Raw genomic sequence first — 17,080 nt, 5'->3', positions numbered from 1 at the left:
TAAAGTGGGTAGATTATTGGGGGGCCATTGCCGTTTCTGTTCTTTCGGGAGCGATTCCCGGTTCCGTCGTTTCGCCGGCAGTACCGCGCGATGCGAAGCGTGGTTTTGTCAGCAGTAACAGGACCGGCACCAGCAAGACAACGCTGATCGAGGTGGCCATCATCGAAATGGCGAGCAGGTAGCCGAAGTTCTTGACCACCACAAAACCGGAAGCGGTTACGACAAAGAAGCCCACCGCATTGGTAATGGCGTCGTAAATGATCGAGCGGCCGACGAGCATCTGTGTCTTGTGGCAGGCCTCGGGGATGTCGCTGTTATTTTCCCGCCTGTGGACCCGCAGTCGGTCGAGGTAGTGCAGGGAAAAGTCAATGCCGATCCCCGCCATGACCCCGGAAATACACGCCGCGGCGATGTCCAGGCGGATACCGGCGAAGCCCATGACCCCGAAGGTGACCAGGCCGCCCATGACCACGGGAAGAACGGCGATAAAGCCGGCACTGATTGCGCGGTAGATCAGGGAGACGAAGAAAATGATGATGCAGACCGACAGGATGATATTGAGAACCTTGCCCTTCACCACATATTCCGATTGCGCGATCCAGAACAGCGTGTCGCCACCGAACTCGACGTTGGCACCCTGCGGCAGGTTTGCACTCCAGAAATCCCGTGCCTGCCGGTAGAGACGGGCGTGGTCATCCGGGTCGGATGTGTTCAGCGTGACCTGGATACGGGCGCGCCGGTAGTCGTAGTCAACCAGGTTGGCGAAGTCGCCCGGTGTGCCGGAGATGTCGTACAGGAACAGGTACTGTGCGATCTCATTCCGGGTGTCGGGGATCCTGCCGACGCCACCCCATTCCGGATTCAGGGACTTGGCCACCTGCATCACCACATCGGAGAAGGAAGTGGCGTGGCCCACGCCCGGCTGCTCTTTCATGAACGCCTCGAATTCGGCGATTTTTCGCAGGTACTCCGGGGATTTGATGCCGCCGGATTCGGGGGCCTCCACCATGACGCTGAGCACACGCACGCCGCCCAGGTTATCGCCGAACTTGTCCAGCGAAACCTTGCCGCGATGGCCGTCTGGAAAAATGCTGGCGACATCGAGACCGGTTTCAATGCGCTGGATACCGAAGACCGACAGGGTGGCGACCAGGGCGAAGGCGGTCAGTACCAGGAGGGGACGATTCAGGCTCAACCAGGTCATCCGCTGCAGTACGCCGGTGAGCCAGCGGGTGCCGCGCAGGTTGTCGGTGTCGCGCACCTGGATCTTCAGCATGGCAAGTAGGGACGGGATCACCGTGGCGCACAGGAACAGTGAAAACAGGATAGCCACAGAGAATATGATGCCGAACTCGCGGATGGAGAGTACATTGAACACCACCAGGCTCATGGCGCCGAGGGAACTGGTAATGCCGGCGAGGAACAATGGCCTGCCCAGGTGCTCGACCGCTGAGAAAGCGGCCTGTTTCGGCGAGAGACTGCCGTTGTCGCGCGTGGCCGCATAGTAATGCAGCATGATGTGGATACTGAAAGAGCTGCCGATGATGACCAGCAGTGCGGGCAGCATTGACGAAACCACACTCTGTTTCAGGCCGATATGCCCCATGAAACCCAGTGTCCAGACGATGCTGATTACGATCGAGAGCCAGGGCAGCGCCACCCCCCGCGGCGAACGCAGGAAGAAATACAGCACGGCCATGATCATCAGCAGCGACAGTGGCGTCAGCAGGTTTGAGTCTGCCTGCACGCCGGAATCGATCTCCTCTGAGAAGATTTTCTCGCCGGAGGCGTACAGGGTTTCCGGGCCCTCGTACTTGCGGATCAGGTCGTAGACCTGGCGATACACGGTCGCCTGGTCGGCGCCATCTTTCAGGTTGGCGACAATGGCGGTGAAACGGTGATCGTCGGATACCAGCGCGCCGCGAATCATGTCGTTGCCATCGACTTTGCGTTGCAGCGCTGCAATCTCTTCCGGGGTGGCCGGAACCTCTTTCATCAGTGTGCCGATGGCAAGGCCTTCGTCAGTGCCCACGACATTGTTGACGGTCGACAGGCTGGTGATTTCATTGGGAATCACATAGTCGACTTTTTCCAGTTCAAGCGACAGGTCGGCAACCTTCTGCAGGGTGTCGGTGTTGTAGATGTTGTCGGTTTCTATACCGATCAGGATGGCGCTTTTGTCGCCGAAGATCTCGTCGATACGTTCCTTGGTCGCCACGATCGGGTCGGATTCCGGCAGCTCGGAATCCGAGTTGTTGCGGATTTCCAGTTTGGGCAGCCCCAGGCCGAGCAAAACCGTTGCGATCAACAGGCCCAGCAACGTGGTGCGGGGCCAGTCGATTATCGCTTTAAAGTACCACTTCATCGTCAATCTCCTTGGCAGATTCATTTTCTGGTGGGTGGGGGAAGTGGGCGGCCCGTTTGCCGGTTTGAGCCTGGGGGATACCCGGCAGTAACCGCGCTGACAGATCGCTCTGCAGTAATGGGAGTTCGGTTTCCTTGTAGCTGGCGTCCACGTAGCCATCGGGCCTCACCAGGGCGACGAGGCCGGCGCTACCGCGCCAATCGCGCGGTCGTTGTGCAAAGTAGCGCGCGGTAGGCCCCTGCGGTGAGGGCGCGCGTTCCTGGTCGAAGGCTATCTCCATCGAGGCCGCGACCGCCGGGTAACTGGACACGCAGCTGCCCAGTGCTGACTGCAGTTCGGTATCCGGTTGGCCGTCAGTGAAGTGCAGCAGGCAGTAGCCCGAAGCGGACAGCTGCTGATGCAGGCGCAGCTTGTCGCCGGCGCTGTCTAGCAATGGCAGATCGGGCAGTCTGCAGCCCGCAAGCGCTGGCCGGCCGGCGTCGCGTCGCCAGGCCGGGCCGCAGTCGCGATAGTGCACCGCCAGCCCCGAGGCATTGAGGGAGAGTTTTTTCTGCAGGCGTGGCGAGGGGAACAGCAGTGGCATCAGCAGGCGCGACAGGCCGGTCTTGATCGGGTTGTTGCTGGCAAAGCGGCGGGTCATGGCATCGGTGCTGGCCAGCACCTGCTCGGCGACTTGCCGGCGTTCGGTTTCGTAGCTGTCCAACAGGTCGGCGGATGCCCACCCCCTGTAAACCATGGCCAGCTTCCAGCCCAGGTTGAAGGCGTCCTGCAGGCCGGTATTCAGGCCCTGGCCACCGATGGGGCTGTGAATATGGCAGGCGTCGCCGGCGAGGAAGATCCGGCCGTGCCGGAAGCGGTCGGCCAGGCGCCGGTGGTAGCGGGTGGTGCTGATCCAGTCCGGTTCCGACAGTCTTACATCGGTGAAGCCCTTGTGTGCCAGCAGGTCGTGCACCTGGTCGAGTGTCGGCGGCCGCTCGAACTGTCCGGTTTGCACGTCGGTGACCACCCGGTGTCGGCGCCCGGCAAATGGCATCACCATCAGGTAGCCGCGGCGCGACAGGAACGTATGGGCCTCGTAGTTGTTGCCGGACCAGTGCAGACGCGCGTCGACTACCAGGAATTCACTGTCGTAGGTGTCGCCACCGAAACCGACCTGCAACAGTTTGCGAACGCGGCTGTGGGCGCCGTCACAGCCGATCGCGTATTCGTGTCGCGAGCGGAGACCGGAACCCAGGCTCAGGGTAACCCCGTCGTCATCCTGGGCCAGCAGGTTCAGCTGCTCGCCCCAGTGGACCTGGCCGCCCAGTTCCTGCAGGCGTCCGCGGAGAATTTCCTCCAACTGGTATTGGGGCAGGCTGACAAAGTAGGGGAAGGCGTTGTCCAGGTGCCTGAAATCCAGTGTCCCCAGACGCTGTTGCCCGGAGTAGAGGTTCATCCGGCGGATAGCGCGACCCTGTGCCACCACGGCATCACTGATCCCGATCTGGCGGAACAGCTCCAGGGTTCTGGCGTGCAGGGCAAAGGCCTTGGATATTTTCGCCTTGCGGATTTCGCGCTCGTAGACATCGACATCGATGCCCTGCTGGCGCAACAGGCAGGCCAGGGTCAGGCCCACCGGACCCGCGCCGACAATTGCTATGGTCATAGGGCAGCACCTTGTTGTTGCAATGGGGCCGGGCTCCGCTGGTCGTTGCGGTGCAGTGGATCGAAGGTGAGGTAGTAGGCGAAGTCGGCGGCATCGAGCATGGCCAGGTCGCCCTCGCTGTCGCCGTACACGTGCAGTTCGTAGCGGTCGAGATCGCCCAGTTGGAATTCCAGGCAGCGAAGCTTTTCCGGTCCCTGGCAGTGGGTGCCGAGCAGTTCGCCGGTCAGGCGGCCGCGCCCGTCGACTTCGAATTCGGAACCGAAAACGGTATCGATACCGACGCTGGCGGCCCAGGGGCGCAGGTAGCTGGCGGCGCTGTTGCTGACCAGCAGCAGGCGGTGGCCCCGCGACTGGTGCTCCTCGAAGGAGCGCAGGGCGTCGGCCCGTACCCAGTCGGGGATCTGTTCCAGTGCAAACCGTCGGCTCAGGGCGAGAAAGCGCTGTTCATCGATGCCTTTCAGCAGGCGGCGTATCAACACTTCCCGCGCCGACATCACCGGTTGGTTGCGGTAGTAGATGCCGATGATCCAGGGAATCATGGTCACGGTCGTGAACCAGAATTTCCAGGGTCCGCTCAACAGGCGGAGGAAGCGCCAGAAGGTGTGGCGGTCGGTGATGGTGCCGTCGAAATCGTACACCGCCACCACCGGTTTACCGGTCTCTGTCATGGTGGTTATCCCGCAATAATGGCCTGGCCGTCGCGCAGGTCGTCGTAAGTGGAAGCCGCAAAGATCACCGCCTGCGACTGCAGGGTGCCGATTACCTGTCCGGCCTGGATAAACTGAACCGACGCCGCGGCGCGTTCCAGCACGCCTTCCGTGTATTGGCACCGGGAAAATTCCAGGCCGGCGAATACGGCTTTGTTCAGTTCGGCAAAGCGGCCGAAGCTGCAGTTCATGTCGTTGAGGATGAATTTATGTCCCAGGGGCACGTCGAAGTGGCGGTGCACTATCGCGGTGGCGGCCTGCCGGGCCGCTTCCACTAAATAGAGTCCCGGCACATGGTCCTGCGCGTGTTCGTAGTGATAGGGGTGCTCGCTGTCCTGGGTGATTTCGGCAATAAACCGCTGTGCACCCAGGCGATCGATGCGGGCCACCAGGACATTGCGCTCTTCGCGCTTGTGAACCCAGTGCCGGTCCAGCCGCTGCAGCGCGGGGAACTGTGAACTCGTCTCCCAGTTTCGCGCGGCGGCGATGAATTCGGCCTCTTCTTTATCGACGTCAGTGATGGGTGCCGGTGCGCCGCTGCCCGCGTCGGCGTGCTGCACTTTCTCGATAAGCTCACCGACACTGCCGCCGCTGAAGTAGAAACTGAGTGGCACCCCGGCCGCGGCGCCAAAGCGCTTTTTCAGTGAGGCATTGAATTCGGCCAGCATCATCGATTCCATCTGCAGGTCGCGCTGGAATTGCATCTGCGGCCGGATTTCCGCGGCGGGGCGGTGCGCGAAATCGGCGATGTGGGCCAGCAGTTCGTCGCGGGAGACGGAAGTTGCCGGCCGCGTTGCCACCGGTGTTCGCTCGTCGGTGTCGATCCAGCAGCGGGTGCGCGCAAACGGGTAGGTGGGGACGGGCTGTTTGCGATACGGCAGGTGCCGGTAAACCGCCGGCCAGTCGATATCGATACCCGCACAGTAGGCGCGCGCCAGGCTTCCCCAACAGGCCTGTTCCATGTCGCGCGGGTCGCCGTCGGTGCGGATATCCAGTCCCGGTGGCGGTGTCGCGGGGCTGTCCGATGGCGCGGGCCAGCTGTCGGCATCGAGGTATTCCAGGCGGCTGACATGCCCGCCGCTGTGGCAGTCGATGACTATCGGCAGGGGGATCGGATTGTCGGGCGCGGGCGCGTTTCCGGCGGCCTGGTGCAGCAACAGGTCGAGGCACTGGTCGAGCCGCAGTGCGCCCTGGGCACGGGCGGCGATAGCCAGGTTGTGGTTGTCGCAGGCGATGGTCGCCAGCGGCAGGCCGGCGTCCCGCAGCCACTCGGCAAAGCTGAGCAGGGCCAGTGTATTGCCGCCGACGGATACATCGCCGTCGAGGTCGAGCGCCGCGCGGCGCTCGTGCAGCCGCGCCCGCAGCGATTGCTGTCGCTGCCAGAGACACTGTTGCAACAGCCCCGGGGATTCGCTCGAGACCTGCCACGCGCTGCCAAACAGTCCCAGGGTTGAAGCCGCTTCGCCCCGGTCGCAGGGGGTGAGCCCGCTGTCTTCGCCCAGCCACCAGGCGCCGCGCACCGGGTGGTGACGCCGCCCTGCGGCGGCGGTGATGGCGGCGTTCGCGAGGTGCCCGCTCAGGTCCGGCAGCCTTTTGTGCCAGGCGGCGGTCAGCTGTCGCAATTGCGCATCACTGGCGGCGGACAGCGGCAGCAGCAGCGGGAAAATGGCGGCTTGCTCGCCGCGGGCCGCTTCCGGCTCGCGGTAATGTTCCAACACCAGGTGCGCGTTGGTGCCGCCGATGCCGAAGGAGCTGACGCCGGCAATCCGCCGCTGCCGTTCGCCCGGCCAGTCGACCGCTTCGCGGTTAATCCGGAACGGTGTCTGTTGCAGCGGGATATTCGGGTTGGGGCGCCGGAAATTGACCAGCGGTGGAATGCGTCCCTCGCGCAGGGCGTAGGTGGCCTTGAACAGGCCCGCCATGCCGGCGGCCGCTTCCAGGTGGCCGATATTGGCCTTGACCGATCCCAGGTAACAGCTCTGCGGGGCGGCGCCATCCGACTGGTAGAGTTCGGTCAGTGCGGCCACCTCGATGGGATCGCCGAGCGGGGTCGAGGTGCCGTGGCCCTCGACATAACCGATCTGTGTCGCCGACACGCCGGCATCCGCCAGCGCCTCGGCCAGCGCGTCGATCTGGCCGTCGGTGCTGGGGGCGGAGAAACTGACTTTGCCGGCGCCGTCGTTGTTGACGGCACTGCCGCGAATCAGGGCGTAGATATGATCGCCGTCGGCCACCGCGTCCTCGACCCGTTTGAGTAGGACCACGCCGGCGCCACTGCCGAATACCGGGCCGCTGCCGTCGGCATCGTAGGGGCAGCAGCGGCCGTCGCGGGAACTGATGCCGCCCTCCTGGGCCAGATAGCCGGTCAGCGCCGGGATATTGATCTTGGCCGCGCCGCCCAGTGCCATGTCGCACTCGTAATTCTGCAGCGCCCGACAGGCCTGGTGCACCGCCACCAGCGAGGTGGAGCAGGCGCTGTTGACGGCCACGCTGGGGCCGGTGAGATTGAGTTTGTAGGAAACCCGGGTGGCGGCGTACTCCTTGTCGTTGCCGAGCAGTATCTGCAGGCCGGAGAGCTGGTCGTCCGGGTCTATCTGCCCGCGCAGGTTGTTGACCAGGTAATTGCAGTAGCCGGTGCCCAGGTAGACGCCGACTTTGCCCCCGGCGGATTCGGGCCGGTAGCCGGCATCCTCGAAGGCCGAGTGACACAGCTCCAGCAGTATCCGCTGCTGCGGATCGATGATACTGGCCTCGCGATGGCCGTAGCCGAAGAAGCCGTGATCGAAGCAGTCGCTGTCGGCCATGCCGCTGGCGACGGGCACATAGCCCGGTTCCGACCTGAGGGCCGCGCTGACACCGGCGGCATCCAGCTGTTCGTCGCTGAGCCGGGTCAGCAGGGAGCGCCCCTCGAGCAGGGCGTGCCAGAAGTCCTCCAGGCTGTCTCTGCCGGGCATGCGCCCGGCCATACCGACGATGGCGATGCGGCCCTCCTGTTCGGGCGTCAGTGTCGCGTCCATCTCACACCTCCTCGCCGGTTGTCTGGGGCCGGCGCCGGCGGCCGCGCGCCGCGGCGCGCTTGGCGGCACGGTCGCGGTTGGCACTGACGTCCACTTTGCCGCCGTCCTCTTTTTCCAGGTGGGTTACCAGGCTGCGCAGGGTGGGGAAGCGGAACAGGTCGGTGACCGCCAGCTCGCGTCCCAGCTCCTCCTTGAAACGCTTCTGGATCTTCACCATATGGATGGAGTTGGCCCCCATCTCGAAGAAGTTGCCCTCCACATTGATACGTGGCAGTTCCAGAATGTCTGCCAGCACCTCGGCGAAGCGTTTTTCCGTGGGCGTCTCCGGCGCTACATAGTGTTCCTCGAGTGCCTTTGTCACCGCCTTGCCGGAATTCTCCCGCAGCTGTTTGCGATCCACCTTGCCGTTGTCGGTGAGCGGCAGTGACTGGTAGAGCACTACCCGCGTCGGCACCATATGCTCCGGCAGGCGCCCGGCCAGGTACTGCAGCAATTGCTCTTCCAGCGGCAGGTCCGTTTCCTGCGCGTCGTTGTCGGGTTTCTCCAGCCAGTAGTGGGTCTGCGCCTCGGTGATGGCGCCGCCGGTGAAGCTGTGCAGGACCTGGTGGGAATCGCCCAGTTGCAGGGCGCGGCGGAATTCGTCGCTCTCCTGCAGGCCGCCCACCGGGCACAGCCCCAGCAGGTGATCCACCGCCGAGCCCATCAACAGCTGCCCCATGTAGCCGGCTTCCAGCAGGCAGAAGTCCCGCGCCACCTCGCCGTACATCGGCGCGATGGCATCCAGGTCCGCCACCAGGAAGACACTGAAGGCCGCGGCCTGGTAGAGGGGATTGAGGTAACCGGCGTAGAGATCGCTCTCGGCACCGGTGGGCGGCGCCAGTTGCACCAGTGCGCCGGCGTCCGGATCCAGGTAGTAGTAACCGCCGGCCAGGCCGTCCACGGCATCCGGCTTGATAAACAGGTAGGCCTGCACCGGGTAGAGGCCGCCGGCGGACGGATAGCGGTATTTGGGCAGTACCTGGCCCTCGAGGCGGGTCAGCGAAAGTCCGCCCAGCAGGGCTTGCAGCGCGGCGGCGGTGGCCCGGCCATCGTAGCGGCGGAAGCTCTGGCGGCGCAGGTAGTCGCGTTCGTCGCCGCCGCTGTCCAGCGAATGTCGCTCGCCGTCGAGGCGGCGGCGGCCGTGCTCACTGAGGGTGAACTGCAGCCGCTCCACGGCGTTGGTGATGACGCCCTGTTGTTCCTCTTCACTGAGGAAGTCGGCGGTCTTGTTGGCCTGGGCGAAGTCGCCGGCACCGCTGTGGGACACGTGGGCAACCAGGTGTTTCTGCAGCCCCTCGCCGGCATCCACGACCACCGCGTTGTCGACGCCGTCGAATTCCTGCAGGGCGTGTTCTATTTCGCCGGCCTCGATCCGCTGGCCGCGGATTTTCATCTGGAAATCCTTGCGGCCGACGAACTCGATGCGCCCGTCCGGCAGGTAGCGGCCCAGATCGCCGGTGCGGTAGATGGGCTCACCGGTCTGGGGATGGGGTGCGAAACTGCGTTCGGTGTTTTCCCGGTCGCGCCAGTAGCCCGGCGACACGCACTCGCCGGCGCAGCAGAGTTCCCCCGGCACCCATACCGGACAGGGTTTGCCGCCCTCGCCGAGCACGAAGTAGCGGCTGTTGCGGATGGGTTTGCCGTAGGGAACGCCGCTCCAGTCCGGTGTGGCGTCGTTCATGAAATTCCAGATATTCCACACCGTGGTCTCGGTCGGCCCGCCGATACTCAGGCAGTCGGCGCCGGGAGCAATGGCGTGAATACGCTGCGGCAGTGCCGGCGATACCCAGTCGCCGCCCAGGATTACCGCGCGCAGTGTCGGCAGCGCCGCCCGCGCAGTGTCGCCCTCGACCGATTCGAGCAGCATGTCCATCAGCGCCGGTACCGAGTTCCACAGGGTGACCGAGTGCGCCTGCAGCAGCGCCAGCCAGTGGCCGGGTTCGCGGCGCTTGTCCTCGTCGGGCATGACGATGGCGGCACCGGCGCTGAGGCAGCCGAACAGGTCGTAGACGGACAGGTCGTGGTTCAGGGCGGTGATATTGAAGGCCCGGTCCCCGGGACCGACGTCGAAGTGTCCGTTGGTGTGTTCGACCATGTTCACCACGTTGCGGTGGCTGATCATCACGCCCTTGGGCTTGCCGGTGGAGCCGGAGGTGTAGAGCACATAGGCGAGATCGGCCTGCTTCTGCAGCGGTGCCAGGTCGTCGCCGGCCGGGGCTTCGGCGGTGGCATCCACGGTCAGCACTTCAATGGTGTCGGGCCAGTCCAGGCCAGTATCGGCGCAGTCGAGCAGCAACTGGCACTCGCCGTTTTCCAGCAGGTAGTCGATGCGGCTGCGCGGCTGCCGGATGTCCACCGGCAGGTAGGCGCCGCCGGCGATCAGGATCGCCATCACCGCCAGCACCTGTTCGGCGCATTTGGGCATCGCCACGGCCACCAGCTGGTTGGGGCCCAGGCCGCGCCGGCGCAACTCGGCGGCCAGCGCATTGGCGCGGCAGCGCAGCTGTTCGTAGCTGAGCGTCGTGCCGCCGGCGATCACGGCCGGTTCGTGCGGATGGCGCGCGGCGGCGCGGTAGAAGCCCTCCTGCAGCAGCCAGTCGCCCACCGGCGCCGCGGTATCGTTGGCCTCCGCCATCAGCGCCTGCTGTGCCGCCGGCACCAGGTTGCAGTGCGCGCTCTGCCAGTCTTCGGGGGATTCGGCCAGGCGGCCGATCATCTGGCAGTAGGCGGAGAACATCCGGTCGATCATGCCCTCGGGGAAGAGTTCCTCCACCGCGTCCCAGTTGAACTCCAGGCCGCCGCTCTCGTACCAGACGTGCACGTCGATCCAGACCTGTGGCGTCTGGCTGATGGTGTATTTCACTTCGCCCAGTTCGCTGCCGATCATGGATTTCAGCGACGAATCCCACTCGTCCACGCCCGAGGGCAGGCTGGTGTAGACACAGGGGTAGGCGCCCGCGGAGATGCGGCCGCGGGTCTGGTTGATCATGCGCAGTATCTGCACGCCGCTGATGTGGTGGTGCTGCAGCCCCTCCATCAACTGGCGCTGTACATCCCGAACCCGCTCGACGAAAGACTGTGTCCGGGAATAATCGAACTCCACCAGCGTGAAGGAGGAGAAGTTGCCCAGCACATGGTTGACGTCCGGGTGCCAGTCCTGGCGATTGAAGACCGGAACGTTGATACAGAAGCGCGGGCTGCTGCTCCAGGTGGCCAGCACCTCGCCGTAGACGGCCAGCAGCGTGGCGGCCTGGGTCAGGCCGTGGGTCTGCATGGTTTCCTTGAAGCGGCTCCAGTCCGCCACCGAGAGGCCGCTCTCCCAGCGTTTGCTGCGATGGTTTTTTACCTGGGACGGCTTCTTCACCAGCGGCAGTTCCGGCGCCGGGGCGATATCGCGGATGCGCTGCTGCCAGTATTCCAGGCTGCGCCGGTAGGCGGCGGTGCCCTCCTGGGCGCGCTGGGTCAACAGGTAGTCGCGGAAGGTCAGCGTCAGTTCCGGCAGCGGCTGCTGCGGCTCCCGGTAGAGCAGAATCAGTTCGCGGAACAGGATCAGGAAGCTGCGGAAATCCAGGAAGGTGCCGTCCACACTCAGGTGCAGTCGCACGCGGTTGCCGTCGAGCAGCGACGCGCGCAGGTCGAAAGCGGGCCAGGTTTCCAGCGGCAGTACCTGGTGGGACATTTCCTCGCGGGTGGCGAGCAGCGCTTCCTCTCGCGCCTGCGGGTCCAGCTGGCGCAGGTCGTTCACGCGGATGCGGTAGGGCTCGACGCTCGCGGCCACTACCTGTTCGCCGCTGGGCAGGATACAGGCGCGCAGCATGTCGTGGCGGCTCACCAGGCGTTGCCAGGCGGTTTCGAAGCGCGCCAGGTCGAGTTGTTCGCTCTCGATTTCCTTGTAGCCGTGCAGCGACATGCCGCCCAGGTCGAAGACCCCGGTGCGACCGATCCAGTAGGCCTGCTGCATGTCGGTGATCGGGAAGGGCTGGAAGCGCTCGGATTCCGACTGTACCAGCGGTACGGTTTCCTCCGCCTGCGACAGGGCGCCCTGGCTCTTCAGCGCCGACTCCTGCAGTTGCGCCAGCGTCATGCCGCCCATCATGTCGGCGATGGCGATATCGGCACCGAAGCGTTTCTGCAGTTTGCTGCGCAGGTCCACCGCGATCAGCGAGTCGACCCCGAGGGCGGTGAGTTCCCGCTGCGGGTCGTCGAGTGCCCCGGCCTGGCAGCCGAGTGCCCGGGCCACGGTTGCCAATGTCTCACGCCGCAGGTAATCGGCGCGCTCTTGCGGTGGCAGCTGTCGCCAATCGTCGGCGTCGCTGTCTTCCGGCTGCAACCGCGACTGCAGTTCGGCAAACAGCTGCCGCGGTGGTTCGGTTTCCAGGTAGCGCGCCCAGTCCACCTGGATCAGCCCCTGCACTTGCTGGGGCAGGGCCAGGGCGCGATCGAGAGCGTCCAGGCCGCTGTCGCGGTCGAAGGCGGTAATGCCGCGCTCGCGGTAGTAGCGCTGCACGGCCGGATCCAGGCGGCTGGCCATGCCGATATCCGCCCAGGGCCCCCACAGCAGGCTCTTGCCGGCCGGGTGGTTGCCGAGGGCCGCATTCAGGTAACTGTTGGCCACGGCGTAGGCGGCCTGGCCCTGGGTGCCGAGCAGGGCGGACATGGAGGAAAAGCCCACCAGCTGTTCCAGCGGCTGGTCGGCCAGCGCCCGCAGCAGGTTGTCGGTGCCCTGTACCTTGGCTGCCAGTACGGCCGCCACGCTGTCTTTATCGAGTGCATCCAGTGGCTGGTCGCGCACGGTTCCGGCGGCGTGCAGCAGGCCGTTCAGTTGCACACCGTCGGCGCGCAGCGCCGCCGCCCAGGCATCGACCGCGGCGGCGTCGGCGATATCGCAGCGCACCGCGTGGACCGCGATCCGGCGCCGGGCGCAGTGTTCGGCAAAGCGCTGCACCGCCTCGCCGGGCTCGCTGCGGCCCAGCAGGTACAGACCGGTGGCGCCGCGCTCGGCCAGGTATTCGGCCGCGGCCAGGCCCAGGCCGCCGAGCCCGCCGGTAATGGCGTAGTTGCCGCGGATCTCGCGCGCCGCCGGCGCCGGTACCGGGCGGCTGTGCAGAACCATGGCGTGCGGTCCGTCGGCGGTCAGTGCCAGTTCCTCGGCGCCGCTCGCCAGGGCGCGGCCCAGCGCTTCGCAGAGTGCCGCACTGGTGTCGAATTCCGTCGCCAGGTCTATCGCCCGGCACTGCAGTGTCGAGCCCTCGCTGCGGGCGACGCGCAACAGTGCCGGCAGGGCCGATGCCGCCGGTTGCACCGGCATCCCCAGGTCGATGGCGCCGCCGCGGGTCAGGCATACCAACCCGCCGGGCAGCGACCGCGCCTGCAGCACCCGCACCAGCGAGGCGAGGCGCGCGACCTCCCGCTCCAGGCCGGCGTCGGTATCCGGCTGGTAGAGGACGCCGGTGGGCGTGGAGGTGACGGCCTGCAGCAGTTCCCGCCACTGGCTGTCCAGCTTTTCCGGGTCGGCACCCAGATGCTGCGGGTCGATGTACTCGTGGTCAATTGCGGCAAAGTCGTCGCGCAGCGACGCGGCGCCGATCACCAGCCAGGGTCGGTCGGCGTCGGGCCACCGGTAGTCGTCCGCGGTGACGAGCGGCTGCCATTCGGGCGTCAGCAGCGGCTGCGCCGGGGCGCCGGCGCGCAGCATCCGGAACAGGCCCCGCTCGTCGGTGACGCGCGCCTGGAAACCGACGATCTCGGCGACGATCTGGCCGTCGCCGGTAAACAGGGTGATATCGCCGAGTACGCGTTGGCTGTCCGGATCCGGGGATTCGCGCAGCGTGGCGGCGCACCACAGGTCGCGGTTGTTGCTGCCCGGGCTCAGATAGCGGAAGCGCTCCACGGTGAAGGGGATATAGATCCGGCCGCGGTTGAGGTGGGTGTTATCGCCGCTGGCGCAACAGGCGATCAGCTGGAAGCAGGAGTCGATCAGCCCCGGGTAGAGACCGTAGTCGTCTGCGCCGTCGGGCAGCGCGGGAACCCGCATGCGCGCGACCACCGTCCGGCCCCGCTGCCAGCCCTCGTCGATCCAGCAGAAAGCGCTGCCGAGGGTGTAGCCCTGGTCCCAGAACTCGCGGTAGAACTCGTCGCCGGAAATATGGCGTTCGTGATTGCTGGGATATTCAAACCAGCGCGGCTGCGCCTCGCTGGACGGTGTCGCGGCGGCGGTGTCGAGGCGGCCCTCGGCGTGCAGTGTCTGCGCGCTGCCCTCCTCGAGCAGGCGCCTGAGCTGCAGCCGGTAACCGTCCTCGCACTTCTGGACATAGAGCTGCATCATCGCCAGCTCGCCGTCCGCCATCGCAATGGCCTCCGGGAACAGCAGGTCGCGCAGCTCGAAGTCGCTGTGGCCACAGGTATCGGTGGCCGCCAGCAGCATCATGGCGACGTGGGATGCGGCCGGTACCACCACCTGCCCATAGAGCCGGTGGTGGTCCAGGTAGGCGGGTGTGTGCGGCTGCCAGTTGGCCATGTAGAGGTGGCCGTCGCTGTCGGGAACCGGCAGGTGCAGGCCCCGTAATGGGTGTCCCGCCGTCGGGGCCGGCAGTGATGCGCGCGCACCGCCCTCGAGCCAGAAACGCTGTTTCTGCAGCGGGTGGCCGGGCAGCGCCAGCGGTGCGGGGCCGCCGGTCGGGAAGAGTGCGCGCCAGTCCAGGTCGCGACCGCTGCGGTAGAGCCCGGCCAGGGCCTGGGACAGGGGCTCCCAGCACTGCCCCTGGCGCAGGCTGGGCAACCACAGTGACGACTCCCCCTGGATACAGCGACGGCCCATGCCCAGCAGGGTGGCACTGGGCCCGACTTCCAGGTAGGCGCCGACGCCGGCGGCGGCCAGGTGCTCCATGCCGCCGAGGAAATTGACCGGCGCGGCGACGTGCTCCACCCAGTATTCGGCGCTCTGCACCCGCTCGCGCTCCTCGCGACCGGTGACATTGGAGATGAGGGCATAGTGCGGCGCGCGGTATTCGAGCCCCTCGGCCACGGCGCGGAACTCCGCCAGCATCGGTTCCATCAGCGGTGAGTGGAAGGCGTGGGAGACATTCAGCGGCTGGCACATGACATTGTGCGCCTCCAGCTCGCCGGCCAGGCGATCGATCGCATCCGCGGCGCCGGAGATCACCAGGCTGTCGGGGCCGTTGAAGGCCGCCACCGACAGGCGCTCGCCGGCGCGCAGCAGCGGTTCCACCTCGGCCCGGGGGGCCAGTACCGCGAGCATCTTGCCCGGTTCGTCCAGCGCCGCCATCAGCCGGCCGCGCGCGCAGATCAGGGTGGCGGCGTCTTCGAGGCTGAAAACCCCGGCGATGCAGGCGGCGGCGTACTCGCCAACGCTGTGCCCCATCACATAGTCGGGCTCTATCCCCAGTGACAGCCACAGCCTGGCGAGGCTGTACTCGAGGGCAAACAGCGCCGGCTGGGTGTAGCGGGTATCGTCCAGTTGCCCGCTGTCTTCCCCCCACAGCAGTGATGTCAGCGGCCGGTCCAGGTGTGCCTCCATGGCGACGGCACAGTGGTCCAGTGCCGCGCTGAAAACGCGATTGTCCCGGTACAGCGCCTCGCCCATGCCCGCATACTGGGAGCCCTGTCCGGTAAACAGAAAGGCCAGCGGGCCGTCGCCGTTGTCGGCGGTTGGCTCGCCGTCGCCGGCCAGCGACGCGGCCATCTGCTCGCGCAGTTCCGCACAGCTGCCGGCGTGGAAGGCCGCGCGGTGGGGATAGTGGTTGCGCCCGCGCGCCAGGGTGCGGGCGAAGGTCGCCACGGAAACTTCGCGCTGGCCGAGCAGTTGGCAATAGCCTTGCAGCAGTGATTGCAGTGCCTCGCGGCTGCGGGCCGAGACGACGATGGGCAGCGCATGCGGCTCGCCGGCCTGCGTTTCCCGCTGCTGCGATTCCGGCGCGGCGACGATCATATGGGCGTTGGTGCCGCTGAAGCCGAAGGCGCTGATGGCGGCCGTGGCGCGGTCGCTCTCCGGCCAGTCGGTGATCTCGGCCGGCAGTGCCAGGCGCGACCGGTCGGCGTCGATCTTGTCGTTCCAGTCGCCGCAGTGGAGGTTCGGCGGGATCTTCCGGTGCTGTAGGCACAGCACCACCTTGATCAGCGCGGCGATCCCGGCCGCCGACTCCGCGTGGCCGATATTGGATTTCAGCGCACCCAGGTAGAGCGGGTGTTCGGCGCTGTGGTGCCGCCCGTAGATCCTGTCCAGCGCCTGGACCTCGATCGGGTCGCCCAGTGCGGTGCCGGTGCCGTGGGTCTCCACCAGCTGGATGTCCTGCGGCGTCACCCCGGCGCTGTCCAGCGCGGCGCGGATGACCTCTTCCTGGGCGGGCCCGTTGGGGGCGGTGAGGCTGCTGCTGCGGCCGTCCTGGTTGACCGCCGAACCGCGGATGACCGCCAGAATGCGATCGCCGTCGCGCTCTGCGTCCGCCAGGCGTTTCAGCACCACGGCGCCGCAGCCCTCGGCGCGGACGTAGCCGTCGGCGTCACCGGAGAAGGTGCGGCAGCGGCCACTCGGGGACAGCATGTTGGCCTTGGACAGGGAGACAAAGGTATCGGCGGACACCAGCACGTTCACACCGCCGGCGATGGCCAGTTCGCTCTCGCCATTGCGCAGGCTCTGGCAGGCCAGGTGTACCGCCACCAGGGAGGAGGAGCAGGCGGTGTCCACCACCAGGCTGGGGCCCCGCAGTCCCAGGCTGTAGGCAATGCGCCCGGCGATCACGTTCAGTGCGTTGCTGCTGGCCACGTGGCCGCTGTTGTCGTCGGAACCGGCGGCGTAGCAGTGCTGCATGTATTCGTTGTCGCCCACTCCCATGAACACGCCGGTGCCGGATCCGGACAGGGTGTCGGCGGCGATGCCGGCGTGTTCCAGCGCGCGCCAGCTGGTCTCCAGTGCCAGGCGTTGCTGGGGGTCCATGGTCTCCGCCTCGCGCGGCGAGATACCGAAGAACTGCGGGTCGAACTGGTCCACGCCGTCCACCACGCCGGCGCTGAGGCTGTAGCTTTTCTGCGGCTCCCGGGGCCCGCCCAGGTAGGTGGCCGGATCCCAGCGGGCGGCGGTGTCGTCGCTGACGCCGTCGCGGCCGGATTCCAGCAGGTTCCAGAAACGCTCCGGGTCGTCGCTGTGTCCCGGCAGGCGGCAATCCATGCCGACGATGGCGATATCCGCAGTTGCCTGCGGCTGCACGGTAGCGAGTTTTTCCTGTTGCCGGGCGAGCAGTTTCAGCAGCTGGCCCTTGGATAACTTATCGATGCTGTTCACGCTGGTTCC

Annotated in this window: 5 protein-coding genes; all 5 read right to left on the bottom strand. The window is 66.2% G+C overall.

The annotated features are described in order from the left end of the window. Positions 1-13: 13 nt before the first annotated feature. The 5 genes from MWN76_RS00215 to MWN76_RS00195 are packed head-to-tail and all read right to left on the bottom strand — an operon-like array spanning position 14 to position 17,071. The gene (locus tag MWN76_RS00215; RefSeq protein ID WP_250458428.1) at positions 14-2,365 is read right to left on the bottom strand and encodes an efflux RND transporter permease subunit; all 2,352 of its coding nucleotides are present in this window, start codon (positions 2,363-2,365) and stop codon (positions 14-16) included. Beyond that, positions 2,349-4,010, bottom strand: coding sequence for an FAD-dependent monooxygenase (locus tag MWN76_RS00210; protein ID WP_250458427.1), 1,662 nt, complete (start codon positions 4,008-4,010; stop codon positions 2,349-2,351). Before MWN76_RS00210 ends, MWN76_RS00215 begins: the two co-directional genes overlap by 17 nt. Then, positions 4,007-4,678, bottom strand: coding sequence for an HAD-IB family hydrolase (locus MWN76_RS00205; protein ID WP_250458425.1), 672 nt, complete (start codon positions 4,676-4,678; stop codon positions 4,007-4,009). Before MWN76_RS00205 ends, MWN76_RS00210 begins: the two co-directional genes overlap by 4 nt. A gap of 5 nt (positions 4,679-4,683) precedes the next feature. Further along, positions 4,684-7,734: a beta-ketoacyl synthase N-terminal-like domain-containing protein gene (locus tag MWN76_RS00200; protein WP_250458424.1), complete on the bottom strand. Its 3,051-nt coding sequence runs from the start codon at positions 7,732-7,734 to the stop codon at positions 4,684-4,686. 1 nt (position 7,735) lies between these two features. Then, positions 7,736-17,071 carry a non-ribosomal peptide synthetase/type I polyketide synthase gene (locus MWN76_RS00195; protein WP_250458423.1) on the bottom strand — a complete coding sequence of 3,112 codons (9,336 nt, stop codon included), beginning with the start codon at positions 17,069-17,071 and terminating at the stop codon, positions 7,736-7,738. Positions 17,072-17,080 lie beyond the last annotated feature (9 nt).

It is taken from the genome of Microbulbifer litoralis, assembly GCF_023634065.1.
Lineage (GTDB): Bacteria > Pseudomonadota > Gammaproteobacteria > Pseudomonadales > Cellvibrionaceae > Microbulbifer > Microbulbifer litoralis.
Note: the sequence above shows the minus strand (reverse complement) of the source record. Positions and strands in the feature narration are given on the sequence as shown.

Excerpts from the sequence above, each read along its gene's own strand:
- MWN76_RS00215 (WP_250458428.1), bottom strand. The coding sequence starts at position 2,365 with ATGAAGTGGTACTTTAAAGCGATAATCGACTGGCCCCGCACCACGTTG.
- MWN76_RS00210 (WP_250458427.1), bottom strand. The coding sequence starts at position 4,010 with ATGACCATAGCAATTGTCGGCGCGGGTCCGGTGGGCCTGACCCTGGCC.
- MWN76_RS00205 (WP_250458425.1), bottom strand. The coding sequence starts at position 4,678 with ATGACAGAGACCGGTAAACCGGTGGTGGCGGTGTACGATTTCGACGGC.
- MWN76_RS00200 (WP_250458424.1), bottom strand. The coding sequence starts at position 7,734 with ATGGACGCGACACTGACGCCCGAACAGGAGGGCCGCATCGCCATCGTC.